Annotated in this window: 20 protein-coding genes; 15 read left to right on the top strand and 5 right to left on the bottom strand. The window is 64.3% G+C overall.

All coding sequences use genetic code 11. The features are described from left to right. Window positions 1-53 precede the first annotated feature (53 nt). From glnA to ntrC, 4 genes are all read left to right on the top strand, one after another. Window positions 54-1,469, top strand: coding sequence for a type I glutamate--ammonia ligase (gene glnA / locus C8C98_RS01900; RefSeq protein WP_099656249.1), 1,416 nt, complete (start codon window positions 54-56; stop codon window positions 1,467-1,469). Between the two features lie 220 nt (window positions 1,470-1,689). Further along, complete coding sequence (locus tag C8C98_RS01895) at window positions 1,690-2,202, top strand: hypothetical protein (protein ID WP_099656248.1); 513 nt, start codon at window positions 1,690-1,692, stop codon at window positions 2,200-2,202. Between the two features lie 73 nt (window positions 2,203-2,275). Next, window positions 2,276-3,298 carry a nitrogen regulation protein NR(II) gene (glnL, locus tag C8C98_RS01890; protein WP_121455957.1) on the top strand — a complete coding sequence of 341 codons (1,023 nt, stop codon included), beginning with the start codon at window positions 2,276-2,278 and terminating at the stop codon, window positions 3,296-3,298. 37 nt (window positions 3,299-3,335) lie between these two features. After that, window positions 3,336-5,015, top strand: a complete 1,680-nt coding sequence (gene ntrC / locus C8C98_RS01885; RefSeq protein WP_121452906.1) for a nitrogen regulation protein NR(I) — start codon at window positions 3,336-3,338, stop codon at window positions 5,013-5,015. Window positions 5,016-5,142: 127 nt separating this feature from the next. Here the strand turns inward: ntrC and xth are convergent, their stop codons facing one another. After that, complete coding sequence (gene xth / locus C8C98_RS01880; protein WP_121455956.1) at window positions 5,143-5,934, bottom strand: exodeoxyribonuclease III; 792 nt, start codon at window positions 5,932-5,934, stop codon at window positions 5,143-5,145. Window positions 5,935-6,240: 306 nt separating this feature from the next. Between xth and C8C98_RS01875 the strand changes: the two genes are divergently transcribed. Beyond that, a complete protein-coding gene (locus C8C98_RS01875; protein ID WP_121452905.1) occupies window positions 6,241-7,572 on the top strand; it encodes a diguanylate cyclase domain-containing protein in 1,332 nt (443 codons plus the stop codon). A gap of 52 nt (window positions 7,573-7,624) precedes the next feature. On the opposite strand, the gene C8C98_RS01870 is transcribed toward C8C98_RS01875, so the two are convergent. The 4 genes from C8C98_RS01870 to C8C98_RS01855 form a co-directional block, all read right to left on the bottom strand. Continuing rightward, window positions 7,625-9,109 (bottom strand): FAD-binding oxidoreductase, encoded by a 1,485-nt coding sequence (locus C8C98_RS01870; protein ID WP_121452904.1) that lies wholly within the window; start codon window positions 9,107-9,109, stop codon window positions 7,625-7,627. Between the two features lie 176 nt (window positions 9,110-9,285). After that, window positions 9,286-9,789 carry a dihydrofolate reductase gene (locus tag C8C98_RS01865; RefSeq protein ID WP_121452903.1) on the bottom strand — a complete coding sequence of 168 codons (504 nt, stop codon included), beginning with the start codon at window positions 9,787-9,789 and terminating at the stop codon, window positions 9,286-9,288. A 29-nt stretch (window positions 9,790-9,818) separates the two neighbouring features. Next, window positions 9,819-10,436 carry a DUF4337 domain-containing protein gene (locus C8C98_RS01860; protein ID WP_121452902.1) on the bottom strand — a complete coding sequence of 206 codons (618 nt, stop codon included), beginning with the start codon at window positions 10,434-10,436 and terminating at the stop codon, window positions 9,819-9,821. A gap of 103 nt (window positions 10,437-10,539) precedes the next feature. Continuing rightward, window positions 10,540-11,394, bottom strand: coding sequence for a thymidylate synthase (locus C8C98_RS01855; protein ID WP_121452901.1), 855 nt, complete (start codon window positions 11,392-11,394; stop codon window positions 10,540-10,542). Window positions 11,395-11,714: 320 nt separating this feature from the next. Here C8C98_RS01855 and C8C98_RS01850 point away from each other — a divergent pair, with 320 nt between their 5' ends. The 10 genes from C8C98_RS01850 to xylB all read left to right on the top strand — a co-directional run bounded on the left by C8C98_RS01850 (window position 11,715) and on the right by xylB (window position 24,998). Next, entirely contained in the window at window positions 11,715-12,227 is a 513-nt protein-coding gene (locus tag C8C98_RS01850) for a sigma-70 family RNA polymerase sigma factor (RefSeq protein ID WP_121452900.1), read from the top strand. Next, window positions 12,224-13,291, top strand: coding sequence for a FecR domain-containing protein (locus tag C8C98_RS01845; protein ID WP_121452899.1), 1,068 nt, complete (start codon window positions 12,224-12,226; stop codon window positions 13,289-13,291). Before C8C98_RS01850 ends, C8C98_RS01845 begins: the two co-directional genes overlap by 4 nt. A gap of 280 nt (window positions 13,292-13,571) precedes the next feature. Next, on the top strand, window positions 13,572-16,058 hold the full coding sequence (locus C8C98_RS01840) for a TonB-dependent siderophore receptor (RefSeq protein WP_121452898.1): 2,487 nt from the start codon (window positions 13,572-13,574) through the stop codon (window positions 16,056-16,058). Between the two features lie 371 nt (window positions 16,059-16,429). Next, window positions 16,430-17,776, top strand: coding sequence for a sugar ABC transporter substrate-binding protein (locus tag C8C98_RS01835; RefSeq protein ID WP_121452897.1), 1,347 nt, complete (start codon window positions 16,430-16,432; stop codon window positions 17,774-17,776). Between the two features lie 163 nt (window positions 17,777-17,939). After that, a complete protein-coding gene (locus C8C98_RS01830; RefSeq protein ID WP_099656239.1) occupies window positions 17,940-18,800 on the top strand; it encodes a carbohydrate ABC transporter permease in 861 nt (286 codons plus the stop codon). Between the two features lie 10 nt (window positions 18,801-18,810). Then, window positions 18,811-19,650 (top strand): carbohydrate ABC transporter permease, encoded by an 840-nt coding sequence (locus C8C98_RS01825; RefSeq protein ID WP_121452896.1) that lies wholly within the window; start codon window positions 18,811-18,813, stop codon window positions 19,648-19,650. Between the two features lie 150 nt (window positions 19,651-19,800). Then, window positions 19,801-20,856 carry an ABC transporter ATP-binding protein gene (locus C8C98_RS01820; protein ID WP_121452895.1) on the top strand — a complete coding sequence of 352 codons (1,056 nt, stop codon included), beginning with the start codon at window positions 19,801-19,803 and terminating at the stop codon, window positions 20,854-20,856. 55 nt (window positions 20,857-20,911) lie between these two features. Continuing rightward, window positions 20,912-22,351, top strand: coding sequence for a D-arabinitol 4-dehydrogenase (gene dalD, locus C8C98_RS01815; RefSeq protein ID WP_121452894.1), 1,440 nt, complete (start codon window positions 20,912-20,914; stop codon window positions 22,349-22,351). Between the two features lie 42 nt (window positions 22,352-22,393). After that, window positions 22,394-23,323 carry an AraC family transcriptional regulator gene (locus tag C8C98_RS01810; RefSeq protein WP_121452893.1) on the top strand — a complete coding sequence of 310 codons (930 nt, stop codon included), beginning with the start codon at window positions 22,394-22,396 and terminating at the stop codon, window positions 23,321-23,323. Between the two features lie 157 nt (window positions 23,324-23,480). After that, a complete protein-coding gene (xylB, locus tag C8C98_RS01805; protein WP_121452892.1) occupies window positions 23,481-24,998 on the top strand; it encodes a xylulokinase in 1,518 nt (505 codons plus the stop codon). The last annotated feature ends 124 nt before the right edge of the window (window positions 24,999-25,122 follow it).

Here is a 25,122-nt window from a genome sequence, read left to right as displayed (position 1 = left end):
CCTGCTTAATTTCGTTAAATTTTTTCAACAAGCGCTTTACCCAGGAGAACCTGATGGCCAAGACCGTTGCAGATGTGATGAAGATGGTGAAGGAAAACGAAGTCAAGTTCGTTGACTTCCGTTTCACTGATACCCGTGGCAAGCAGCAGCACACCACGGTGCCTGTCTCTCACTTCGACGAAGACAAGTTCATTTCGGGCCATGCCTTTGACGGCTCTTCGATCGCTGGCTGGAAGGGCATTGAAGCCTCCGACATGCAGCTGATCCCTGATCCCAGCACGGCCAACATCGATCCCTTCTTCGAAGAAACCACGCTGATCCTGACTTGCGACGTGATCGAGCCCAGCGATGGCAAGGCCTATGACCGCGATCCACGCTCCATCGCTAAGCGCGCTGAAGCCTACCTGAAGGCATCCGGCCTGGGCGACACAGCCTACTTCGGTCCTGAGCCAGAATTCTTCATCTTCGACGGCGTTCGCTGGAGCACTGAGCCCAACAACACTTTCTACGAAATCGACGAATACGAAGCCCCCTGGAACACTGGCGCCAAGCTCGAAGGTGGCAACCGCGGCCACCGTCCCACCGTCAAGGGCGGCTACTTCCCCGTGCCTCCAGTTGACAGCACGCAAGACATGCGCGCTGAAATGTCCTTGATCCTCGAGTCCCTGGGCATCCCGGTCGAAGTGTTCCACCACGAAGTGGCGGGCGCTGGCCAGAACGAAATCGGCACCCGTTTCAGCACGCTGGTTGAGCGCGCCGACTGGACCATCCTGCAAAAGTACGTGATCCACAACGTGGCCAACGCCTACGGCAAGACCGCTACGTTCATGCCCAAGCCTTACCACGGTGACAACGGCTCCGGCATGCACGTGCACCAGTCCGTCTGGAAGGATGGCAAGAACCTGTTTGCTGGCGACGGCTATGCAGGCCTGTCGGACTACGCGCTGTACTACATCGGCGGCATCATCAAGCACGCCCGTGCCCTGAACGCCATCACCAACCCTGGTACCAACAGCTACAAGCGCTTGGTGCCTCACTTCGAAGCCCCGGTGAAGCTGGCTTACTCGGCCAAGAACCGTTCTGCCTCGATCCGCATCCCTTACGTTGCTAACCCCAAGGGCCGTCGTGTGGAAGCCCGCTTCCCCGATCCACTGATGAACCCCTACCTGGGCTTCGCTGCCTTGCTGATGGCGGGTCTGGACGGTGTGGAAAACAAGATCCATCCTGGCGAAGCCGCTACGAAGGACCTGTACCATCTGCCCCCAGAAGAAGACAAGCTGGTGCCTACCGTGTGCCACAGCCTGGACCAGGCGCTGGAGCACCTGGACAAGGACCGTGCATTCCTGACCAAGGGTGGCGTGTTCACCGACAGCATGATCGACGCCTATATCGATCTGAAGATGAACGAAGTGACCCGCTTCCGCATGGCCGTGCACCCTGTCGAGTACGACATGTACTACTCGCTCTGATAGCCCGCAACGCGGCTGTCACTTGCCAAAAAGGCGGCTTCGGCCGCCTTTTTTTATGGAACATTGGCGAGCGCGGTTTATCCACCTCGGTGAGGCAGTCGTGTAAAGCGTTGCATCCTTACACAAATCCCTGCCAGCCGTGCCCCTCGCTACATTGGCGATGCGGAGTGATTGGGAGATACTCCACGGCAACCCTGCATGCACTGTGCGAGGAAAATCTATGAACAAAACGCTACTCACCCTGTGGATCTTGGCGGCGCTGCCAGTCGCCGCCCTGGCGCAAGACCGCATCTACCGCTGCGGCAACGAATACACCAACAATGCCACCCAAGCCAAGGAGCGTGGCTGCAAACTCGTTGAGGGGGGCAATGTCACCGTCATCCAGGGTTCGCGGCCTTCGGGTGGCGGTGGGGCCTCGTCTGGTGGCTCATCTGCTTCTTCTTCCGCCTCATCGTCATCGCCTGCAGGGGCGCCGCGTGTCAGCAACAACGACCAGCGTGCGCGCGATTCTGATGCGCGCGCGATCCTGGAGTCCGAGTTGCGCAAGGCCGAGGCCCGGCAGGCGGAACTGGTCAAGGAATACAACGGCGGCGCGCCAGAGCGCAATGCGCTGGATTTGCGCAACCCACAGCGCTACATGGAGCGCACTGCCGAGCTCAAGGCCGCAGTCGCCCGCAGCGAGAGCGATGTCGCAGGCATCAAACGCGAACTGAGCCGTTTACCCGCCAACTGATAACTTCACTGTGACAACAAACCACACGGCTGATGCCACTCAGGGCCTCAGCCGTTTTCATTCGCTGGACCTGCTGTCCACCCTGATCGCCGTGTTGCGCACCGATGGCTCGGTGCAGTTTGCCAATGCGGCACTGGAAAACACGCTGGGGCTGTCGCGCCGCACCCTGGAGGGGGCCGATTTTTCTGCCTTCTTCACCGATCCCGCCTTGCTGCAAACGGCCCTGTCGGGCGCCAAGGTGCAGGACTTTGCCGCGCTGCGCTTTGAAGCCAGCTTGCGACGCCTGACCCAGGACCCGGTGCCTGTGCACGTGAACGTAGCGGCTTCAGAGCGCCTGGGCGAAATGCTGGTGGAGCTGTGGCCGCTGGAGCAGCAAGCCCGGCAGGACCGCGAAGAGCGATTGCGAGAGCAGGCCTTGGCAAACAAGGAGTTGATCCGCAACCTGGCGCACGAGATCAAGAACCCCTTGGGGGGCATTCGCGGCGCGGCCCAGTTGCTGGAGATGGACCTGGAAAGCCGTGAACTCAAGGAGTACACACAGGTCATCATCCACGAAGCCGACCGGCTGCAAAGCCTGGTAGATCGTCTGCTGGCGCCCCACCGCCACCCCCACTTGGTGGGTGATGTGAACATCCACGAGGTGTGTGAGCGTGTGCGCTCGCTGGTGCTGGTGGAATACCCGCAGGGCCTTAAAGTTGCACGCGACTACGACACCTCCATCCCTGAGTTCCGGGGTGACCGGGCCCAGCTGATTCAGGCCCTGCTCAACGTGGTACAGAACGCCGCCCAGGCCTTGACCGAGCGCATTGCGCAAGGCGATGCTGTCATCACCCTGCGCACCCGCGTGGCCCGGCAGGTCACCTTTGGCCGGCAGCGTTATCGCCTGGCATTGGAATTGCATGTCATCGACAACGGACCGGGGGTGCCCGATGCCATCAAAGAGCGGATTTTTTACCCTCTGGTGTCGGGGCGCGATGGCGGGTCGGGCTTGGGTTTGACGCTGGCACAGACGTTTGTGCAGCGCCACCATGGGTTGATCGAGTGCGACAGCGTGGCGGGTCGCACCGACTTCCGAATCCTGATTCCACTCCCCTGAGGTCCGAGGCACACAACCACAGGGAAGGTAGAAACACATGAAGCCGATCTGGTTAGTAGATGATGACCCGTCGATCCGCTTCGTCCTGGAAAAAGCGCTGGCCCGCGAGAACCTGCCCACGCGCAGCTTCACCCACCCCCGCGAAGTGCTGGATGCGCTGGCCGATGTGACAGCGGGCGATCCAGCGCGGCAAGGCCCGCAGGTGCTGGTCAGCGACATCCGCATGCCGGGCGGTTCGGGCCTGCAATTGCTGGAGAAAGTGCGCGAACTGCAGCCTGGGCTACCCGTCATCATCATGACGGCGTACTCCGACCTCGATAGCGCCGTTTCGGCCTTCCAGCGCGGTGCGTTTGAATACCTGCCCAAACCCTTTGACTTGCCTAAGGCGGTCGAGCTGATCCGCCGTGCCGTGGAGGAAAGCCAGCGCGAAGAGGTGACGGAAGAGCGCCAGGCCGAGACGCCTGAGATGCTGGGCCAGGCGCCCGCAATGCAGGACGTGTTCCGCGCCATTGGCCGCCTCTCGCAGAGCCAGGTCACGGTGCTCATCACCGGCGAATCGGGCTCGGGCAAAGAGCTGGTGGCGCGTGCGCTGCACAAGCATTCGCCCGTGGCAGACGGCCCCTTTGTGGCCATCAACACGGCGGCCATTCCGAAGGACTTGTTGGAATCCGAGCTGTTCGGTCACGAGCGGGGTGCCTTCACCGGCGCGCAAACCCAGCGGCGCGGCCGTTTCGAGCAGGCCGAAGGCGGCACGCTGTTTCTCGACGAAATCGGCGACATGCCTTTTGACCTGCAGACCCGCTTGCTGCGCGTGCTGTCGGATGGGCAGTTTTACCGCGTTGGCGGACACGCCGCCGTCAAGTCGCATGTGCGCGTGATCGCTGCAACCCACCAGAACCTGGAGCTGCGCGTCAAAGAGGGCGGGTTTCGCGAAGACTTGTTCCACCGACTGAACGTGATTCGCCTGCGCTTGCCCGCACTGCGCGAGCGCCATGCCGACGTGCCCATGCTCACCCGCCATTTTCTGCAGCAAAGCGCGCGGCAGCTGGGGGTGGAGCCCAAACGCATTGCCGATGCTGCCTTGGCCCGCCTGGAGCAGTTCTCGTTCCCTGGCAACGTACGCCAATTGGAAAACATCTGCCATTGGCTCACGGTGATGGCGCCCGCCCAGGTGATTTCGTTGCAAGACCTGCCCCCTGAGGTGCTTGAAGCCCCGCTGTTGCCGGTGGCCGCAGCCGCGCCAGTCGCAGCACCTGTGGCAACACACGAGCCTGCCCTGGCCGTGCCTGTGGCATTGGCCCCCGTTGCTGCGCCTGCGGCGGCGGTGCCTGCCGATTGGCAACCCGCGGGTGTGAGCCCGGCGGTGCCCCATGCGGCCCCGGCTGCTGCCGTCCCCATGGGCGCTGGCGCGGACCGGTATGACGCGTCGGGTGCGGGCCTGGCCTCCATCGCCCCTTCGGCCCTGGCGTCTCAAGCGCCTGCTGCCGTACTTGGCTGGGAGCATTCGCTGGAGATTGATGCGCAGAAGCTGCTGGCCTCTGGTCAGCCCGATGTGTGGGATGCGCTGACCCGCCGCTTTGAGTCGCGCCTCATTCGCACGGCTTTGGCGGCCACCCATGGCCGCCGCATGGAGGCTGCGCAACGCTTGGGCATTGGCCGCAACACCATCACCCGCAAGATCCAGGAGCTGGGACTGGATGCGCCGGATGAGGGGTAAAAGGCACTCTGGCGCCTGTTGGTAAAGCGCTGGCAGCTACTAAATTTATAGCGATATGTGGGTTTTCAAGGGCAGCGCGCACCATGCTCGCTGCCCTTGGCGCTTCTGCGCGTTGGCCTTGCGGCGGTTATTCGCTGGGTGACTCGCCCAGCGTCACCACCACGGGGGTGTGGTCGCTGGGCTGCGGGTTTTTGCGTGGCGCGCGGTCCACCACGCAGGCTGTCACGGTGGGGCGCAAGGCCTCACTGACCAGGATGTGGTCAATGCGCAGTCCCCGGTTTTTCTGGAACCCCAGCATGCGGTAGTCCCACCAAGAAAAGCTCTTTTCAGGCTGCTCAAACAGGCGAAACGCATCGGTCAGGCCCAGTGCCAGCAGCGCCTTGAAGTGGTTGCGCTCTTCGGTGGTGTGGTGAATCGTCTCGCGCAGGCCCTCAGGGTCGTAAGAGTCGCGGTCTTCCGGGGCCACGTTGAAGTCGCCCACCAGCACCAGGCGTGGGTGGGTGGCCATTTCTGCGGCAATCCAGTCGTGCAGGGCCTGCAGCCAGCGCATTTTGTAGGCAAACTTTTCCGAACCTGGTTCCTGCCCATTCACGAAATAGCCATTGAGCAATCGCAAGGGGCCGTCGGGCGTGTCCAGCGTGGCGGCAATGACGCGAGACTGCTCGTCGGCAAAGCCCGGGATGTTGCGCACCACATCGCGCAGCGGCTGGCGGCTGAGGATGGCCACGCCGTTGTACGTTTTTTGCCCAAAGGCGACAGCGTGGTAGCCCGCCTCTTGCAACGCGGCGTGGGGGAATTTGTCGTCGGTCAGCTTCAGCTCTTGCAGGCACAGTGCATCGACCGGGTTGGCGGCCAGCCAGGCCAGCACTTGGGGCAGGCGAACCGAGAGGGAGTTGACGTTCCAGGTGGCAAGCTTCATGGGGGTTTTGCGTGATGAGGGGCCAAAGATGGGGCGCATTAGAACCCGTTTGGGTGCCCTGGTGGCGCATTCGGGCACTGAGCGAAGCCGCATTGTGGTCGCCACTCCACTTTGGGGGTGACAGATGACAGATTGCCCTGCAATTCGGGGTGTTGTTTTGGGTGGCCTGGGTTATCCTAGTGTTGCTACGTGGTGGCTTCAGCCCTTGGTGGTTTTCAGTGGCTTAGCGCATGGCGTTGGGATGAGGGTCCCAGATAGGCTTGGACCCCGTTCACATCGGAGCCAATTGGTGTCGACCTGCTTTCTATGAACGATCGTTTGTCCTGCTCTACAGCCCTTGGTGAGTCATTGCCGGCACCCCATTTGCTGGAGATCGTCACGCGCCATACGGGTGCGACGATCTGCGTGGTCGACAATGACCTGAGCATTCTGTATGCCAATGAGGCCTATGCCAACTGGTTCAACGCCCGGCCTAAAGAACTGCTGGGCCGCACCCTGACCTCGCTGTACAGCGATGCCGCCCGCGCGCAGTTTCGCCCCCATATCGACCGTGCCTTGGCAGGCCATGAAGTCACCTATCAGCGGCAGATTTGCAACGCCGAAGGGCAAGAGGTTTGGTTCTCCATCAGCCTGCATCCCTGGCTGGACGAGGAGGGGCAGGTCGGTGGTCTGGTCAATTCCGCGCTGGAAGTGCACGAACTCAAGGTCACCACCGAGGCCTTGCGTTCGGCCAACCAAAAGCTTTTTTCACACATGGAAAACAGCCCGCTGGCCGTGGTGGAGTTGGATGCCCAGCTGGGCTTGGTGCATTGCTCCAGCCGCGCCACCGAGTGGTTTGGCTGGCACCACGCCTCGCACCAAGGCGAATCTCTCTTGGGCTTGGTGGGCGAGGACGTCCGGGTCGGTGCGCTGCGCAAGGGGCTCCACCGCTTGCTATCAGGGACCGAGCGCCAAAACCGGGTCGAGGCCTCTTTCATCCGGCCAGATGGCAGTGTTCAGCACTGCATGTGGTTCAACTCGGCGCTCATCAATCTGCGTGGGGAGACCGTCTCCATCATGTGCCAGATTGAAGACATCACCGAGCGTGTCGCTGCAGCTGATCGGCTGCTGCACTTGGCTCAGCATGACTCCTTGACGGGCCTGCTGAACCGGGGGGCATTCATGGTCAAAGCGCAAGACGCCGTCAGTCAATTGGAAGAGGGCGCGGATACATATGATGGCGTTGTCATTCTGTTCATGGACCTGGACGGCTTCAAGGAGGTCAACGACCTGTATGGCCACCATATGGGTGACACCGTGCTGCGCCTGGTGGCCCAGCGTCTGGCCCACGTGGTGCGTGCGGGCGACACGCTGGCCCGGCTCGGGGGCGACGAGTTCACTGTTCTGATGCGTGGCAACCCCAATCCGCGTGACCTCCAGCAGTTCATTGACCGCCTGATGCAGGCCTTTGCCACGCCCTTTGCGCTGCCTGACAATGATGGCGTGCGGGTGACGTTGGGTGTGAGCATTGGGGTGGCCGCCCACCCACCGCTGCCCGCCATGGTGGATGAGTTGCTGACCCGCGCTGACCACGCCATGTACGAAGCCAAGCGGGGTGGCAAGGGCTGCGTGCATTACGCCGTCCCAGCCCCTGTGTAATGGGCCGCGCAGGCAGGCCAGTAAGGCGCGGCGCCCATCGGCGCCGCTCCGCTCACAAAGGCGCAATGCTCTGCTGGTAGCAGAAGAAGTTCGTCGGATCGTACTTGGTCTTGATTTCGCGCAGCCGCAGGTACGCTTCATCGCCCCAATAGGCCTGGGCAAAGTCCTGCAAAGCCCGGTTGGGGTAGTTCTGGTACACATGCCCGTTCATGTAGGGGCGCAGCAGGTCGTACAGCCCGTCGATCCAGGCTTGCACCGTCACGCGCTCTTCCTCATTGCGCCAGCAGCCATCGATCACGATGTCCATGTCCACATGGCGGTGCACGAAGGCGCTGTCCTTCACTGGGTAGCGGGCAATGGCGCCGCCGTAGGGTTCGGTGTAGACCATGCTCCAGGGGTTGACGGCCTTGTGGAACTGATCGATGACCTGCTGCCACACCGCCTGGGGAATGGGCTTGTCGATATACCCGCTGGCCTTGGTCTCGCAAATGCCGTCGGGCAGGTCTTGCGGCAGCGGGTAGGGGTGGTCTTCAAAGTACTCGTTCAGCTCTGGGTACGTGCCCACTTTGTCCACCACCAGCTGCGCACCGGGGATTTGCAGCAGCGGCTCGATGGCTGCATAGCCCTCGTCCCGCGGGCCGCAGTACATGCCCTGCACCATGTACACCACCTGCCCGTTGTAGTAGCCCAGGTTCATCATGTAGCCCAGCTGTTCTGGGGCTCCCCGGCGGGTGTAGTCCTTTTGCAGCAGCTCCAGCACCTGCGCGGCCTGCTCGGCCTGCCAGGTGATGGACCAGCCCCACACCGACGGCAGACGCACCATGTGGTAGCTGACCTGCAGCACCACGCCAAAGTTGCCACCCGTGCCGCCCCGCAAAGCCCAGAACAGGTCGGCATGTTCGCCTTCGGCCTTGGCGGTGACTATCTTGCCACTGGCCAGTGCCACGCGAAACGCCGCCGCCTTGTCGCTTTGGATGCCATAGGTCCGCGAGGTGTAGCCATAGCCCCCGCCTTGCACAAACCCGGCCACGCACACGCTGCCGCAGGCCCCCGTGGGCACATGCCAGCCCGTGCCATTGAGTGCGCCGTTGAACACCTCAAACGGCGTGCCGGGCAGCACATGCACCAGGGCCCGGTCTTCGTCCAGCACCACGCCCTTCATCTCGCTCAGGTCAATCACGATGCCGCCGGTGTTGACGGAATAGCCCGCCGTGCTGTGCCCGCCCGAGCGGACTGAAACTGCCACCCCCAGCACCTGCGTAAACGCGAGGCTGGCCAGCACGTCGGCGTCGCAGGCACAGTAGATGATGGCCAGGGGGTAATCCTGGAAAGCGGGGTTGGTCTCCTGCCGGTCCTGGTCGTAGTCAGGGTCCCACGGGAAGACCACGCGCCCGACGGTGCGGGCTTCCAGGTCGGCCTTTTGTGCCGCCGTCAGCGTGGCGCTTTGGCCAGGGGCCGCCGCTTGCAGGGGCTGCGACAAGAAGTGCGCGATGCGGCGTTGCTTTGCCGTGCGGTTGAGACTTTTCCGATGGGCCATGGACGCTTTTCCTCTGAAGAAAGTCGTCGTTGTAACACGCGTGTTACGTCAAGCCAATGAAAAACAGGCAAGGCAGGTGGGCCTGTGGTTTGGATGACAAAGTCTTCTAGCGCTTGATGAATAAGCGCTAGCAGCTATGAAATCAGGAGTTTTGCTGGGGGTAAGGGGCGTGCCCTTCAACCCCGCACATAGCTCACGAAGTGAAACGGCAGGCCGTTGGTGCTGACGTGCTCAGTGCGCGTGGCCTCTGCCCATTGCGCGTCCAGCGTGGGGGCGTAGGCATCGCCGTCAAAGTCTTGCGCAATCTCGGTCACCTCGACGCGGCTGGCCAGCGGCAGGGCCTGGGCGTAGATCTGGGCGCCGCCTATGACCCACACCGGGCGGCTGGGCTCGGTGCTGGCGGCCTGGGCAAGCTGCAGGGCTTGCTCCAGGCTGTCTGCGCGCAGCGCGCCTTCGGCCTGCCAGTCGCCTTGGCGGGTGACCACGATGTTGGTGCGCCCCGGCAGGGGACGAAAGCGCGGGGGCAGCGAGTCCCACGTCTTGCGCCCCATGATGACCGCGCAACCCTGCGTGAGCTGCTTGAAGTGCGCCATGTCTTCGGGCAGGTGCCAGGGCATGGCGTTGTCTTTGCCGATCACGCCATTGGCAGCGCGGGCGTAGATGAGGTGCAGTGGCGGCATGGTGGATGGGGCTCTGGCAGGCCGTTGTTTCAGATGTGCAGCATGGCGAGCACGCCCACGCCTAGCCCAATGGTCGCCACGCCATACATCCCCCATTCCAGCCACTTCTTGCGGGTCAGCAAAGCAATGGCGGCCAGCGCAATGGCCACCTGCAGTGCCGTGGTGGCCTGGGCCCAGCGGTGGTGCTGGTGCATTTGGGCATCGCTTTGATGGTCAAACGCGCGGGCATCGGCCTCCAGGCCCTCGGCCACTTTCTTGATCTCGTTCTTCTCGGTCTCGTAGCGGTCAATCTTGGCTTGGTACTTGGCCTTCTCCTGCTCGCCCGGCGTCAGGTCGCGGGCCAGCTCGGCCAGGGACTGCTTGGTGCTTTTGGACTGGAAGTAATTCCACTGGTTGGAGGCCTCGGTTTTCTTGATCGCGGCATCGTTTTTCATCAAGCCCGCGTTGGCCTGGGTGGCGCCGCCCATGTAGGCAAAGATGGCGCCCACCGTGGCCACGATGGCTGTGAACATGGCGATCTTGTTGGTGCTGCTGCCGCCGTGCCCTGGCTCGCCGTGGCTGGGGGCGTGGTCGTCCCCATGGCCTTGGGTGGCGTGCTCGATGGCATGGTCGTGGGGGCCGTGTACGTGGAATCCGCCGGAAGACATGGTGGGTGCTCTTTGTGATAGTGGTTGGGTGGATGCCGCAACGGCAATCAGGGCTGCGCTGCGCGAGGAACCGCTGCAGCGCAAAGCGAACGGGGGGCTGGTGTCACACCGCCACAGGCGCCTTGATGGCGGGGTGGCATTGGTAGTCCAGCACCTCAAAATCTTCGTAGGCGTATTCGAAGATGCTGGCGGGCTTGCGCTTGATATGCAGCGTGGGGTAGGCGTAGGGTGCGCGCGCCAGTTGCGTGGTGACCTGCTCGTAGTGGTTGCTGTAAATGTGGCAGTCCCCACCCGTCCAGATGAAGTCGCCCACATCCAGGTCGCACTGCTGCGCCACCATGTGGGTCAGCAGCGCATAGCTGGCAATGTTGAAGGGCACGCCCAAAAAGATGTCGGCACTGCGCTGGTAGAGCTGGCAGCTCAGGGTGCCGCGCCCGCCGGGCTCTTGCGCCGGGGCCACGTAGAACTGGAAGAACGCGTGGCAGGGCATCAGCGCCATCTTGTCCAGATCGGCCACGTTCCAGGCGCTCACGATGATGCGGCGTGAGTCAGGGTTGGTCTTGAGCGTTTTGATGACTTCGCTGATCTGGTCGATGTGCCCGCGGGGATTGTCCGGGGTGGGCGCGGGCCAGCTGCGCCACTGCACGCCATACACGGGACCCAGGTCACCGTCCTCGCGCGCCCATTCGTCCCAGATGGTGACGCCGCGCTCCTTGAGCCAGTTGTTGTTGCTCGACCCCGTGAGGAACCACAGCAGCTCCTGGATGATGGAGCGCAGGTGCACTTTCTTGGTCGTGACCAGCGGAAAGCCTTCCTTCAGGTCAAACCGCATCTGGTGGCCGAAGACGCTCTTGGTGCCGGTACCAGTGCGGTCGGCCTTTTCCACCCCTTGGGTGAACACATGGCGCATCAAGTCTTCATATTGCGAGCGGATGGGGCGGGCGTGTTCTGCTGTCATGGCGGTGGGAAGGCGAAAAAGGCAATTTTAGGCGTGCCAGCTGTCAGACCAAGCTTGCGGGCCTTCTTGCCCAAAGCCCATTCAGAAGTAGAAGTGCGATGAGAAGTGCGATGCCACCACAGATGCCCTGTGCGTGTAGCTGTTGACGGACGGCGAGGAGTGGGATGTGCAGGGACCAGTGCGCGCCCAAGACGGTACCTGCCGATGTGGCCACAGTGATGGAAAACGCTCAGCGCTGAGCTTGCGCCTCTCGGCAGGGCGGATGACGGTGCGGATGTATTTTTTATAATCAAGAATCATTCGCAAAAAATACCCATCCCATGCCCGCCGCCCACCCACTGCATACGCTCTACAGCGACCACCATGGGTGGCTGCAGTCTTGGCTGCGCAGGCGGCTGGGTTGTGTTGACGACGCTGCCGATCTGGCGCAAGACACCTTCGTGCGCCTGCTGGCGCGCCCGGCCCCGATGGCTCCGGAGGCGCTGCGCGAGCCCCGCGCCTACCTGACCACCGTGGCGCGGGGCTTGTTGGTGGATTTCTGGCGCCGTGGCGAGCTGGAGCGCGCCTACCTCGCAGACCTGGCGCAGCAACCCGAGCCGCAGCAACCTTCTCCCGAAGAGCGCATGGCCGCCTTGCAGATGCTACAGGCGCTCGATGCGCTGTTGCAGCGGCTGACGCCCAAGACCCGTGCAGCCTGGCTCATGAGTCGGCTGGACGGCCTGACCCATGCAGAGATTGCCGAGCGCCTGCACGTCTCGGTGCCGCGCGTGCGCCAATACCTGGCCAGCGCCCTGCGCCACGCCTACCACCTGCGGTTTGGCAGCGCAGCATGAGCGCCGCCCGGCCCTGCATCGGACCCACTGGCGCTGCGGCGGATAGCCGCCCTGTACCGCCAGCGGTGCTGGATGCCGCCATCGACTGGCAACTGCGGATGGCGCCCACGGGTGACGGCCGAGCCAAGCCGCCGGGCAGCCAAGCGCTGGCCGACTGGCTTGCCGCACACCCCGACCACGCCCGCGCTTGGCGCCAGTTGGGTGAGATCGACGCACAGCTTTCCCGCGCCGAGGATGCCGCCATGGGCCCCGCCACCCGCGCTGCGCTGCTGCGCCGCCAGCGCCCGGTGCGCGTGGCAGGTGCGGTGCTGGGGCTCGTGCTGGCCGTGGCGTGCGGCCTGGTGGTGCTCGACCGCTTCCAGCCCGTGGGCCAGTTGCTGGCCGACCACCGCACCGCCACCGGCGAGCGCCGCACCATTGTGCTGCCCGACCAGACCGTGCTGCACCTGAACACCCGCAGCGCCGTGGATGTGGCGTTCAGCGCAAATCAGCGTGCCATCCGCGTGCGTGCGGGTGAGGTGGCCGTGGAAACCAGCCATGCCGACCCGGCCGAACAGCGCCCCTTCGTCGTGCTGTTCGAAGAGGGCAGTCTGCGTGCGCTGGGCACGCGCTTCACCGTGCGCCGCTGGCCGCAGGTGAGCGGTGCTGCCCAGGCTGGCACCGAAGTCAGCGTCTCTCAGTCGGCCGTCGCGGCCCGCCCGTCAAGTTGTGGCGTGGCGGCGTCCGCGCCGTGCGCCGCCGAGCGCATCGTCCCGGCAGGGCGGGGTGCGCGGCTGGTGGGTGGGCGGGTGGAACCTTTGGCCACTGCGCCCGACGCAGACGCCTGGAAAGACGGCATGCTCGTCGTGGACAACCAGCCCCTGGGCGATGTGGTGGCCACGCTGGCGCGCTACCGCGCCGGGCACCTCGGCGTCGCCCCCCAGGTGGCCAGCCTGCGCGTGACGGGCACGCTGCCGCTGGCCGACACCGACCAGGCCCTGCTGGCGCTGACCGCTGCGGTGCCGGTGGATGTGGTCTCGGCCACACGCTGGTGGGTCACGTTGGAACCACGTTCTGCGCGTTGAGCCCCAAGATTTGAATGAAAAGACGCTGTAACGCTTGATGGATAAGCGCTGGCAGCTATCAATAATGGAGCGTTTTGGCGTTTGCTGCGCGTGCATTGCGTAGCTAGACCCGCTCCAGGCGCTGCCAGCGCCCCGCCCGGCACGTTTTCACATCTGCCCAAAGTTTTTTTTCGCGCGCCCCTCTCACTTTGCAGCGCTCGTTCGGCAACCAGACAGAGACCGTGCATCCGTGCGGTTGTTGTTTTCCCTTTTCTGATACGACCGTTACGGAGCCTGACCCATGCCCTCTGCCTTTCTTCCTTTTCCCCTCAACCCATGCGCGGCGGCGCTGCTGCTCGTGCTGGCGGCCTCTGCGGTAGCCGCGCAGCCAGCCGTGGCACAGGCCCCTACGGCCCCGGTCAGCGCTGCTGCGGTGCGCGACTACGACCTGCCTGCAGGCCCGCTGAGTGCCGCCCTGAACCGCATTGCACGTGAGGCCGGTCTGGCACTCACTGCCGATGCGCAGCTGGTGGCTGGTCGCAGCGCTGCGCCGGTGCGAGGCCGCTTCGGCGCCGCTGAGGCGTTGCGCCGTGCGCTGGCGGGCTCGGGGCTGGAGCTGCGAGAGACCACGGGCGGCACCTTCACGCTGCGCGAGGCACAGCCGCCTGCGGCGCAGCAGGTGCCCCGGCTCAGCGACGCCGCGACCCTGGGTGCAGTCACCGTGACCGCCAGTGCTGAAGCGCAGCCCGGTGACCTGCCGCCTGTGTATGCCGGCGGCCAGGTCGCCACGGGCAGCCGGGCTGGCCTGCTGGGCAATCAGCGGCTGATGGACACGCCGTTCCACATCACGAGCTACACGGCCGAACTCATGCAGGACCAGCAGGCGATCACGGTGGCCGACGTGCTGGCCAACGATCCGTCTGTTCGCACGGTGTCCTACAGCCTGACGAACGCCGCTGCGGGGGGTGACATCTTTCTGATCCGCGGCTTCTCGGTGCAGGACTCGGTGCTGTTCGACGGCATCGGCGGCATCGCCACCAACCGTGCCGTGGCGGTCGAAGCGGCCGAGCGTGTGGAGGTGCTCAAGGGCCCCAACGCGCTGCTCAACGGCATGGCGCCCGGGGCGGGCGGCGCAGTGGGCGGTGCGATCAACCTGGTGCCCAAGCGGGCGGGCGATGTGCCGCTGACCCGCCTGACCACCACCTACCTCTCCAAAGGCAATCTAGGCGGCCATCTGGATGTAGGCCACCGGTATGGCGACGAGCACCAATGGGGGGTGCGCTTCAACGGCATCTACCGCGACGGAAAGACCGCTACCCAGGGCCAGTCCGTCAAGTTGGGCGCGGCAGCGCTCGCTGTGGACTACCGGGGCAGCCAGCTGAGGGCCTCAGTAGATGCCGGCCACCAGACGATGAACAACGAAGCGCCGCAAGGCGCCGCGGGCTTTGGCATCGACGACGGCATTGCCATCCCCAGGCCGCCCCAGGCCAGCCATCGCATCGCGCAGGACTGGGAATTCGCCAGGTCGCAGAGCAATTACCTCCTGGCCAAAGCCGAGTACTGCCTGACCCCGGACTGGACGCTTTCTGTGGCGGCAGGTGGCAGCCAAACGCGGTCCCGCTACCTCGCCACCGACGTGTTCGTGACCAGCGTGCAGGGCGATGCACAGGCCACTACGTACTTCTGGCCCAACTGGACGAACTACCGCACCGTGCAAGGTGGCCTGCAAGGCACGGTGCGTACCGGCGAAGCCACGCACCGCATCAACCTCCATGCCTCGTACCTGAAGAAAGACAGCGGCTTCACGGCGCAGTACTACGGCTTCGACAGCTTCGCAACCAACATGTACGCCCCCGCAGCCACCGCGCGTCCGTCCATCGATGGGTTTTCATCGCGTCCACCCAAAACCGATTCCTTGCAGCTGCCATCCGTGGCTTTGTCCGACACGGTCTCGCTGTGGCAAGAGCGCCTGGCCGTCACGCTCGGGGCCCGGTACCAGGGCGTGAAGGTCGTCAAGTACGACCCCACCACCGGGGCCGGCAGCACCGCGTACGACGAGCATGCGGTGACGCCTGCGCTGGCGGCGGTGTTCAAGCTCCAGCCGCACCTGTCGCTCTACGGCAACTACATCGAAGGGCTGGTCCAGGGCGATTCAGCGCCACTGGGCACCACCAATGCCGGACAGGTGTTTCCGCCGGTCAGGACGAAACAACGGGAAGTGGGCGTGAAGGCCGACTTTGGCCGCTTCAGCACCACGGCGAGCGTCTTCCACATCCAGAAGCCGAGTGGGCTGGTGGCGTCCAACGGCGATGGCACTTTCACTTACCAGGTCGGTGCAGAGCAGCGCAACCGCGGGGTCGAGCTCAATGTCTTCGGCGAGGTGGCCCGCGGCACGCGCCTGCTGGGCGGCATGACCTTCAACGATGCCCGGCTGACCCAAACCGAAGGCGGTATCTACAACGGCAACGCCGCGCCGAACGTGTCGCGCTGGCAGCTCAACCTGGGCAGCGACCACGACGTGGCCGCCATTGCGGGGCTGACGCTGTCGGCCCGCATGATCTCCAGCAGCCCGCAGCATGTGGATGCCGCCAACCTGCGGCGCATTCCGGGCTGGACGCGCTGGGACATCGGAGCCCGCTACAAGACCCAGGCCTGGGGCGGGCCGCTGGTGCTGCGCGCGAGCGTGGACAACCTTTTCAACCGCAACTACTGGTCCAGCGGGTCCGGAAGCTGGCTGTATGTGGGCAGCCCTCGCACGGTGACTCTGTCTGCCACCGTGGATTTTTGATCGGGCAGGGGGTGCGGCCGAGGACGGGGGCGGGGCGTCACCCCACGGAGCTGCTGCGCTTGGAATTTGTATGAAATCAGCCTCTAGTACTTGGTATGCAAGCGTGAGATGCTATGAATTTGATAGTTCCTCGGAGCGGCCGCTGTCTGAGCCCTGCAGGGGCGCCATCCCTCTTTTGCGGTGAGTTAGATACCCTGTTGATGCAACTAGGTATAAATCCTGAGTATTTAGTGCAAATTAGTATTTGTAAGGGGCATCTGGAGTACCAATCTGGCATCGCAGCATCGGTATCGTTCAGTCCGTCAATGCCTGCATGCCTTGCGCCGGTGTTGAGCGGCAGATTCCATACCAACTAACGAGGAGACATTCCGATGCCACATTCCCCCCGTGCTGCCACCCGCGCCGCTGCGCCCAGGCGCCTTGCCTTGGCCGTTGCGCTGGCTTTGACTTCGCTGTGCGGCGCCGCCCACGCGCAGACCGAGCTGGTGATCGCCACCGTGAACAACGGCCACATGATCGAGATGCAAAAGCTCAGCAAGAACTTCGAGCAGGCCAACCCCGACATCAAGCTCAAGTGGGTGACGCTGGAAGAGGGCGTGTTGCGCCAGCGCGTGACGACCGACATCGCCACCAAGGGCGGCCAGTTCGACGTGATGACCATAGGCCTGTACGAGGCGCCCATCTGGGGCAAGAAGGGCTGGCTGCAAGAGCTCAAGACCGACGCCGCCTACGATGCAGACGACCTGCTGCCCGCCGTGCGCAGTGGCCTGTCGGTGGACGGCAAGCTGTTTGCCGCGCCGTTCTATGCCGAAAGCTCCATGCTCATGTACCGCAAGGACCTGGCCGACAAGGCGGGCGTGCAGGTGCCCGAGCGCCCCACCTGGCCGCAGATCAAGGACCTGGCCGCCAAGATGCACGACCCCAAGAACGGCGTGTATGGCATCTGCCTGCGCGGCAAACCGGGTTGGGGCGACAACATGGCCTTCATCACAACCCTGGTCAACACGTTTGGCGGCCAGTGGTTTGACATGCAGTGGAAGCCGCAGCTCGAATCCAAGCCCTGGAAGGACGCGATCACCTTCTACGTGGATCTGCTCAAGAACTACGGCCCCCCCGGCTCGTCGTCCAACAGCTTCAATGAAATCCTGGCACTCACCAACTCGGGCAAGTGCGGCATGTGGATCGACGCGACCATTGCGGCCTCGTTCGTGAGCGATCCCAAGCAGTCCAAGGTGGCCGAGCACATGGCCTTTGCGCAGGCCCCCACCATGAACACGCCCAAGGGCGCCAACTGGCTGTGGTCGTGGAATCTGGCCATCCCCGCAGGCTCCAAGAAGGTCGATGCCGCGCAGAAGTTCATCACCTGGTCGACCAGCAAGGACTACATCCAGCTGGTGGCCAAGACCAATGGCTGGGCCAACGTGCCCACCGGCACGCGCAAGAGCACCTACGCGTCGCCAGAGTTCCAGAAAGCCGCCCGTTTTGCCGCCGCTGAAAAGACGGCCATCGACTCGGCCAACCCCACCGATTCCACCCTGCCCAAGAGCCCGTATGTGGGCGTGCAGTTTGCGGCCATCCCAGAGTTCCAGGCCATTGGCATCGCCGTAGGCCAGCAGATGAGCGCTGCCCTGGCAGGCAAGACAACGGTGGACGCGGCCCTCAAGGCCAGCCAGGTGACCGCCGAGCGCGAGATGAAAAAGGGCGGTTATTACAAGTAAGCATTCATCTGGCGACTGCGTGGGCTGATCTGTCGGTGGTGTTCCTCGCCGTACGAAAGTAGGGCGAGGAACACCACCGCTACCTCGGCCTTCGCCGTGTCGACTGAATGCCTATTTCGGCTGGATGAATACCCATTTCGGCTGGACTTTTCCTGAGATTCCCATGAACCGCCTGCTCCCCCGCCTGCTGCTCACGCCAGCCATGGCCACGCTCTTCCTGTGGATGATCGTGCCGCTGGTGATGACGATCTACTTCTCGCTCATCCGCTACAACCTCATGCAGCCCGACCAGTCGGGCTTTGCGGGGCTGGAGAATTTCGAGTACTTCGTCACCGACCCGTCGTTTGGCACAGCGGTGCTCAACACCGTGTGGCTGCTGGGCAGTGTCATCCTGATCACGGTGGTGGTGGGCATTGCGATAGCGTTGCTCATCAACGACCCGTTTCCGGGGCGCGGCATTGTGCGGGTGTTGCTGATTTCGCCGTTCTTCGTCATGCCCACCGTGAACGCTCTGATGTGGAAGAACATGATGATGAACCCCATCTACGGCGTGCTGGCGCAGGTGTGGATGTTCTTTGGCGCGCAGCCGGTGGATTGGCTCACCGACTTTCCGCTGTTCTCCGTCATCGTCATGGTGTCGTGGCAATGGCTGCCGTTTGCCACGCTCATCTTCATGACTGCGCTGCAAAGCATGAACCACGAGCAGCTCGAAGCCGCCCGCATGGACGGCGCCACCTACCTGCAGCAGCTGCGCTATCTGTACCTGCCGCACCTGGGCCGCTCGGTGGCGGTGGTCGTGATGATTGAGCTGATTTTTCTGCTCAGCATCTTTGCCGAGATCTACACCACCACAGGCGGTGGCCCGGGTGATGCGAGCACCAACGTCACCTTCCTCATCTTCAAGCAGGCACTGCTCAACTTTGATGCGGGCGTGGCCTCGGCCGGGGCGCTGTTTGCGGTGGTGCTGGCCAACATCGCGGCGGTGTTTTTGATCCGCATGGTCGGTAAAAACCTCGACAAGTAAGGCGCACACCATGACTACCCGACGCCGTTCCAAATTCCCTCTAGGCCTCTTGGCCCTGCGCACTGCCGTGGCATGGGCCGTGGCCCTGCTGCTGGTGTTTCCGCTGGCCTGGCTGTTCCTCACCGCCTTCAAGACCGAGCTGCAGGCCATTGCAGTGCCCCCGCAAATCCTGTTCACGCCCACGCTCGAAAACTTCCACGAAGTGCAAGAGCGCAGCGACTACCTGCTATACGCCAAGAACTCTGTCATCACCAGCGTGCTGTCCACCGTGCTGGGGCTCATGCTCGCTGCACCTGCTGCGTATGCCATGGCCTTCTTCAAAGGCAAGTACACCAAAGACATTTTGATGTGGATGCTCTCCACCAAGATGATGCCCGCCGTGGGCGCGCTGGTGCCCATCTACGTGCTGGCGCAGAAGAGCCACCTGCTCGATACGCAGCTTGCGCTCATCATCGTGTTCGCACTGTCCAACCTGCCCATCATGGTCTGGATGCTGTATTCGCACTTCAAGGACATCCCACGCGAAATTCTGGAAGCCGCGCGCATGGACGGCGCCACGCTGTGGCAAGAGGTGCGGCTGGTGCTGCTGCCGCTGGGCATGGGCGGCCTCGCATCCACCGGCCTGTTGTGCCTGGTGCTGTCGTGGAACGAAGCCTTCTGGAGCCTGAACCTCAGCGCCGCCAAGGCAGGCACGCTGGCCACGCTCATCGCCTCGTACTCCAGCCCCGAAGGCCTGTTCTGGGCCAAGTTGTCTGCCGCGTCGCTCATGGCGATTGCGCCCATCGTGGTGTTTGGCTGGTTCAGCCAGAAGCAGCTTGTGCAGGGCCTGACCTTCGGCGCCGTGAAATGACTCCCCCCCGAAGCGCCTTCGGCGCCTCCCCCTGCAGGGGGCGCAGCCAGCGGCCCGGCAAAGCCGGTTGCGCGGCTACCGCGCCTTGCGCCCCTGTTCAAACCACCGCTGCTGGCGGATCGGAATCAACCTGTTATTCGGAGCACTAGAGTGGCCTACCTTCAACTGCGCGGCATCGAAAAATTCTTTGGCGAACACCGTGCCATCAAGGGCATCGACCTCACCATCAACCAGGGCGAGTTCATCGTCTTCGTCGGCCCTTCGGGCTGCGGCAAGTCCACGCTGTTGCGGCTGATCGCGGGGCTCGAAGCCATCGACGGTGGCACGCTCATGCTCGACGGCCGCGACATCACCGACCAGCCATCGAGCAAGCGCGACCTGGCCATGGTGTTCCAGAGCTACGCGCTGTACCCGCACATGAGCGTGTACGAGAACATGAGCTTCGCGCTCAAGCTCGCCAAGGTGGACAAGCAGGTCATTGACGAGAAGGTGCAGAACGCCGCGCGCATTCTCAACCTCACGCAGTACCTGCAGCGCACGCCCAAAGAGCTGTCGGGCGGCCAGCGCCAGCGCGTGGCCATTGGCCGCGCCATCGTGCGCGCACCCAAGGTGTTTTTGTTTGACGAGCCCTTGTCCAACCTCGACGCCGCCCTGCGCGGCCAGACCCGTGTGGAGATCGCCAAGCTGCACCGCGACCTGGGCGCCACCACCATCTACGTCACGCACGACCAGGTCGAAGCCATGACGCTGGCCGACAAAGTGGTGGTGCTGCGCGACGGCCAAATTGAACAAGTGGGCACGCCGCTGGAACTGTACGACCGCCCCGCCAACCAGTTTGTGGCGCAATTCATCGGCACCCCGCAGATGAACGTGGTGCCCCTGGCGCAGCTGCCGGTAGCGGTGCAGCAACTCGCGCCAGCCAAGGCTGCGGGGGGCTCCATCGGCCTGCGGCCCGAGGCCGTGACGGTGCAGCCCAAAGGGCAGGGCGCCATCAACGGCCAGGTGGAGCTGGTGGAAGCCCTGGGGGCCGAAACGCTTCTGTATGTGCGCACCGCCGAAGGGGCGCAGCTGGTGGCCCGCCTGAACGAGCGCACGCTGCTGCTGCCGGGCGATGCGGTCGCGCTCAACGCCGCCACCGAGCAGGCCCACTGGTTTGACAACGCGGGCCTCGTGGTGCTGGCCCCGGCCCATGCCAACGCGCGTTGATTGCGCATTGATGGCCCGCTGATTTCTCGTCGATTTGATTTTTGAGACGCATTCCATGACCACCGCACAAGACACGCTCACCATCCTGCACCTCGGGCTGGGCTCCTTCCACCGCGCGCACCAGGCGCTGTACCTGCACCAGTTGCACCAGCTGGGCGACACCCGCTGGGTGCTGGCCGGTGGCAACCTGCGCCCTGACATGCAAGACACCATTGCCGCCCTGCAAGCCCAGGGCGGCGCCTACACACTGGAGACGGTGACTGCCCAGGGCGAGCGCAGCTACACCCGCGTGGAATCCATCCGCACCGTGGTGCCCTACACGCCCGATCTGGCGGGGCTCATTGCCATTGCCGCGCAGCCCGGTACGCGCATCATTTCCTTCACTGTGACCGAGGCGGGCTACTACCTCGACAGCCGCCACCAGCTCGACTGGGCCAGCGCACCCGATCTGCAGGCCGACCTGCAAGCCCTGCGCGAAAGCCGCGCGGGAAGCACCATCTACGGCGCCCTCACCACCTTGCTGCGCGCGCGCAGGCAGGCCGGGGCAGGGGCCGTGACGCTGCTGAACTGCGACAACCTGCGCCACAACGGCGACCGCTCGCGCAGCGGCCTGCTGCAGTTTGTGCAGGCGCTGGGCGATGCCGATCTGGTCGCCTGGATCGAAGCCCACACCACCAGCCCCAACGCCATGGTGGACCGCATCACCCCCCGCCCCACGGCCGAGGTGGTGCAGCGCGTGCAGGCCGCCACCGGCCGCACCGACCCTGCGGCGCTGATGGGCGAGAGCTTTATCCAGTGGGTCATTGAAGACCGCTTTGCCAATGGCCGCCCCGCATGGGAGCGAGTGGGCGTGGAGCTGGTCGAATCTGTCGCGCCATACGAAGAGGCCAAGATCCGCCTGCTCAACGCCACGCACAGCTGCATTGCCTGGGCGGGCACCTTGGTGGGCTACCGCTTCATCCACGAAGGCACGCACGACGCCGCCATCCACCAGCTGGCGTTTGACTACGTGACGCAAGACACCATCCCCGTGCTGCAACCCAGCCCCATTGATCTGGCCGTTTACCGAGACGTGGTGCTGGAGCGCTTTGGCAACCCCGCCATTGAGGACACCAACCAGCGCGTGGCCATGGACGGCTACAGCAAGATCCCTGGCTTCATCGCGCCCACCATCCGCGAGCGCCTGGCACGCGGCGAGGGCATTGCTGCGGTGGCCGTGCTGCCTGCGCTGTTCCTGGCTTACCTGCAGCGCTGGCACGCCGGGCGCATCCCCTACACCTACCAGGACCAAGCCATGGACCCGGCTGCAGCTCATGCCATCTGCGAGGCCGCTGACCCCGTGGCCGCGTTTGCTGCCGACAAGGTGCTGTGGGGCGAGCTGGCGGGCGATGCCCGCCTGGTGCAGGCCCTGCGCACGGCCAGCGCCCAGGTGGCCGCGTTTGTGGCCCGGCACCCGCGCACGGCGGGGCTGGGCAGCAGCACCGCCGCACAATAAGCCGCAACGCCGTCACACCACTTCATTCACACGGTGCACGCCATGTCCACGCTTCATGCATTGCCGCGCCAGACCAAGCCCGAGCTGGAGCATGCCTACTCCCGCTCGCCTGAGCTTGGCTACGAGCCGCCGGAGACGGCGGGCTTTATCCGCTGCCTGTCGCACGGCTTTCCCACGCCGCTGGCGCGCTGGCATTACCACGACGAGTACGAGCTGCACCTCATCACGGCCTCGTCGGGCAAATTGTTTGTGGGCGATTGGATTGGCCAGTTTGCCCCCGGCCAGCTGGTGCTGACAGGGCCCCGCCTGCCACACAACTGGATCAGCATGGACGTGCCCGAGGCGGGCTACCCCGAGCGCGACCTGGTGGTGCAGTTCCCACACCAGCCGCTGGTCGATGCCAGCGAGGGCATTCCTGAGTTGCGCGAAGTGCTGCCTTTGCTCGAACGTGCCCGCCACGGCATCGAGTTTTTCGGAATGCAGGCGCAGGCCACCGAGCACTGGCGGCGCATCAAGTCCACGCAAGGGCTGGCGCGCTTTGCCGCGTTTTGCGAATGGATGGGCGAGTTGGCCCGCTGCACGGACTATCGCCTGCTCTCCAGCGCCCAGCTGCAAAGCGAAGACAGCGACACCCAGCTCGCGCAGATCAACGCCATCGTCAGCCGCATCACCGACCACCTGGCCGAGCCGCTGTCGGCTGCCGATCTGGCGCAAGAGCTGGACATGACCGAGAGCCGCTTCTCCCGCTTCTTTCGCCGTGCCACGGGCAACACCTTCACCGACTTTGTGAACTTGGTGCGCGTGAACCGCGCCTGCCAGCTGCTGATGGAGACCGACCGCTACATCACCCACATTGCTTATGACGTGGGCTTCAACAACATGGCCAACTTCAACCGCCGCTTTCTGGACATCAAGGGCATGACGCCCAGCGAGTATCGCAAGCAGGGCGTGGGGCGGTTTGGCAAGGTGTGATGTCTATCTGGCACCGGGGCTTCATTGCGTCCTGCGTTCAAACCTGTGCTCCCAGCTTTCCCCCTACCGTTCGGGCTGAGCTTGTCGAAGCCGCCCCGCCGCATTCGCTTTCAAACCGCCTCGGCCCTCTTGGGCTGACCCATTGCATAACCACCCCATGTACCTCGGAATCGACCTAGGCACCTCCGGCGTCAAGCTCTTGCTGCTGGACGAAGCGCACACCGTCATCGCCACGGCCGATGCCGCCGTGCGTCAGTACCGTCCCCAGCCCACCTGGAGCGAGCAGCACCCCGCCGACTGGCTCGTTGCCGTCGAGACCGCCGTCGCCCAGTTGCGCGCGCAGATGCCCATCGCCTGGGCCCAGGTGTGTGGCATCGGCCTGTCGGGCCACATGCATGGTGCGGTGGTGCTGGGCGCGCAGGGCCAGGTGCTGCGCCCCGCCATCTTGTGGAATGACGGCCGCGCCAGTGCGGAATGTGCGCTGCTGGAGCAGGCCGTGCCCACTTCGCGCCAGATCACCGGCAACCTCGCCATGCCCGGCTTCACCGCCCCCAAGCTGCTGTGGCTGCGCACGCATGAGCCCGCAGTCTTCACCCAAATCCGCACCGTGCTGCTGCCCAAAGACTGGCTGCGGCTGCAGCTCACCGGCACGGCGGTGAGCGATATGTCCGATGCATCCGGCACCTTGTGGCTGGACGTGCAGGCCCGCGCCTGGAGCCCGGCCATGCTGCAGGCCTGCGGGCTGGACGCCTCGCACATGCCCGCCCTGGCCGAAGGCAATGCACCCACCGGCACGCTGCTGGGTGACGTAGCCCGCCGCTGGGGGCTGGGCGAAGGCGTGGTCGTGGCCGCAGGCGCGGGCGACAACGCCGCCAGCGCTGTGGGCGTGGGCGCGCGCACCGCCGGGCAGGGCTTTGTGTCGCTGGGTACCTCGGGCGTGGTGTTTCGGGTGACCGATGCCTTTGCCCCCGCCACCGAGCGCGCCGTGCACGCCTTTGCCCACGCGCTACCCCAGCGCTGGCACCACATGTCCGTCATGCTCAGCGCGGCCAGCGCCTTTGGCTGGGTCACCCGCCTGACTGGCCGGGGCGACGAGGCCCAGCTGTCTGCCGCAGTCGGCGTATTGCCCACCGCGCGTCAGGCCCAGGCACCGCTGTTTCTGCCCTACCTGAGTGGTGAACGCACCCCGCACAACAACGCCGCTGCCACCGGCGTCTTCATGGGCTTGCGGGCCGAGCACGACGCCGCTGACCTGGCCTATGCCGTGATGGAAGGCGTGGGCTTTGGTTTGCTCGATGGCCTTAACGCCATGCGCTCTGCGGGTTCCACCCCAGCCGTTCAGGCTGAGCGTGTCGAAGCCCGTCCCCGTTCCACCACTGAAATCCACTCCAGCCCCTTGGCCCTGGTCGGCGGTGGCGCCCGTAGCAACCCCTGGGCCCAGCTGCTGGCCAGCGCCCTGGGCACTCCACTGCAGCGCCCCGAGGGCGCCCACGCTGCCGCCGCGCTGGGCGCAGCCCGCCTGGCCGCCATGGCCTGCGGTGGCGACGAAGCCCATTGGTGCCAACCCCTGGCGGCCGATGCCACCTTCCATCCGCAGCCCGCCCAGCAAGCCCTGCTGGCCGAGCGCTATGCCCGCTATGTGGCGCTGTACCCGGCGCTGCAAGCGCAGTTCTGACGGCCGTAGCGCATTGCTGCTAATGCACCTCTGCCGTGAATTTCTCCCACCGTTTGGGCTGAGCCTGTCGAAGCCTGGGCACAGAATCATCAAAAACCATAGCTGCCAGCGCTTGATTTGTCTG

The sequence above is a fragment of the Acidovorax sp. 106 genome (genome assembly GCF_003663825.1).
Lineage (GTDB): Bacteria > Pseudomonadota > Gammaproteobacteria > Burkholderiales > Burkholderiaceae_C > Acidovorax.
Note: the sequence above shows the minus strand (reverse complement) of the source record. Positions and strands in the feature narration are given on the sequence as shown.

Excerpts from the sequence above, each read along its gene's own strand:
- glnA (WP_099656249.1), top strand. The coding sequence starts at position 54 with ATGGCCAAGACCGTTGCAGATGTGATGAAGATGGTGAAGGAAAACGAA.
- C8C98_RS01895 (WP_099656248.1), top strand. The coding sequence starts at position 1,690 with ATGAACAAAACGCTACTCACCCTGTGGATCTTGGCGGCGCTGCCAGTC.
- ntrC (WP_121452906.1), top strand. The coding sequence starts at position 3,336 with ATGAAGCCGATCTGGTTAGTAGATGATGACCCGTCGATCCGCTTCGTC.
- xth (WP_121455956.1), bottom strand. The coding sequence starts at position 5,934 with ATGAAGCTTGCCACCTGGAACGTCAACTCCCTCTCGGTTCGCCTGCCC.
- C8C98_RS01875 (WP_121452905.1), top strand. The coding sequence starts at position 6,241 with ATGAACGATCGTTTGTCCTGCTCTACAGCCCTTGGTGAGTCATTGCCG.
- C8C98_RS01870 (WP_121452904.1), bottom strand. The coding sequence starts at position 9,109 with ATGGCCCATCGGAAAAGTCTCAACCGCACGGCAAAGCAACGCCGCATC.
- C8C98_RS01865 (WP_121452903.1), bottom strand. The coding sequence starts at position 9,789 with ATGCCGCCACTGCACCTCATCTACGCCCGCGCTGCCAATGGCGTGATC.
- C8C98_RS01860 (WP_121452902.1), bottom strand. The coding sequence starts at position 10,436 with ATGTCTTCCGGCGGATTCCACGTACACGGCCCCCACGACCATGCCATC.
- C8C98_RS01855 (WP_121452901.1), bottom strand. The coding sequence starts at position 11,394 with ATGACAGCAGAACACGCCCGCCCCATCCGCTCGCAATATGAAGACTTG.
- C8C98_RS01850 (WP_121452900.1), top strand. The coding sequence starts at position 11,715 with ATGCCCGCCGCCCACCCACTGCATACGCTCTACAGCGACCACCATGGG.
- C8C98_RS01845 (WP_121452899.1), top strand. The coding sequence starts at position 12,224 with ATGAGCGCCGCCCGGCCCTGCATCGGACCCACTGGCGCTGCGGCGGAT.
- C8C98_RS01840 (WP_121452898.1), top strand. The coding sequence starts at position 13,572 with ATGCCCTCTGCCTTTCTTCCTTTTCCCCTCAACCCATGCGCGGCGGCG.
- C8C98_RS01835 (WP_121452897.1), top strand. The coding sequence starts at position 16,430 with ATGCCACATTCCCCCCGTGCTGCCACCCGCGCCGCTGCGCCCAGGCGC.
- C8C98_RS01830 (WP_099656239.1), top strand. The coding sequence starts at position 17,940 with ATGAACCGCCTGCTCCCCCGCCTGCTGCTCACGCCAGCCATGGCCACG.
- C8C98_RS01825 (WP_121452896.1), top strand. The coding sequence starts at position 18,811 with ATGACTACCCGACGCCGTTCCAAATTCCCTCTAGGCCTCTTGGCCCTG.
- dalD (WP_121452894.1), top strand. The coding sequence starts at position 20,912 with ATGACCACCGCACAAGACACGCTCACCATCCTGCACCTCGGGCTGGGC.
- C8C98_RS01810 (WP_121452893.1), top strand. The coding sequence starts at position 22,394 with ATGTCCACGCTTCATGCATTGCCGCGCCAGACCAAGCCCGAGCTGGAG.
- xylB (WP_121452892.1), top strand. The coding sequence starts at position 23,481 with ATGTACCTCGGAATCGACCTAGGCACCTCCGGCGTCAAGCTCTTGCTG.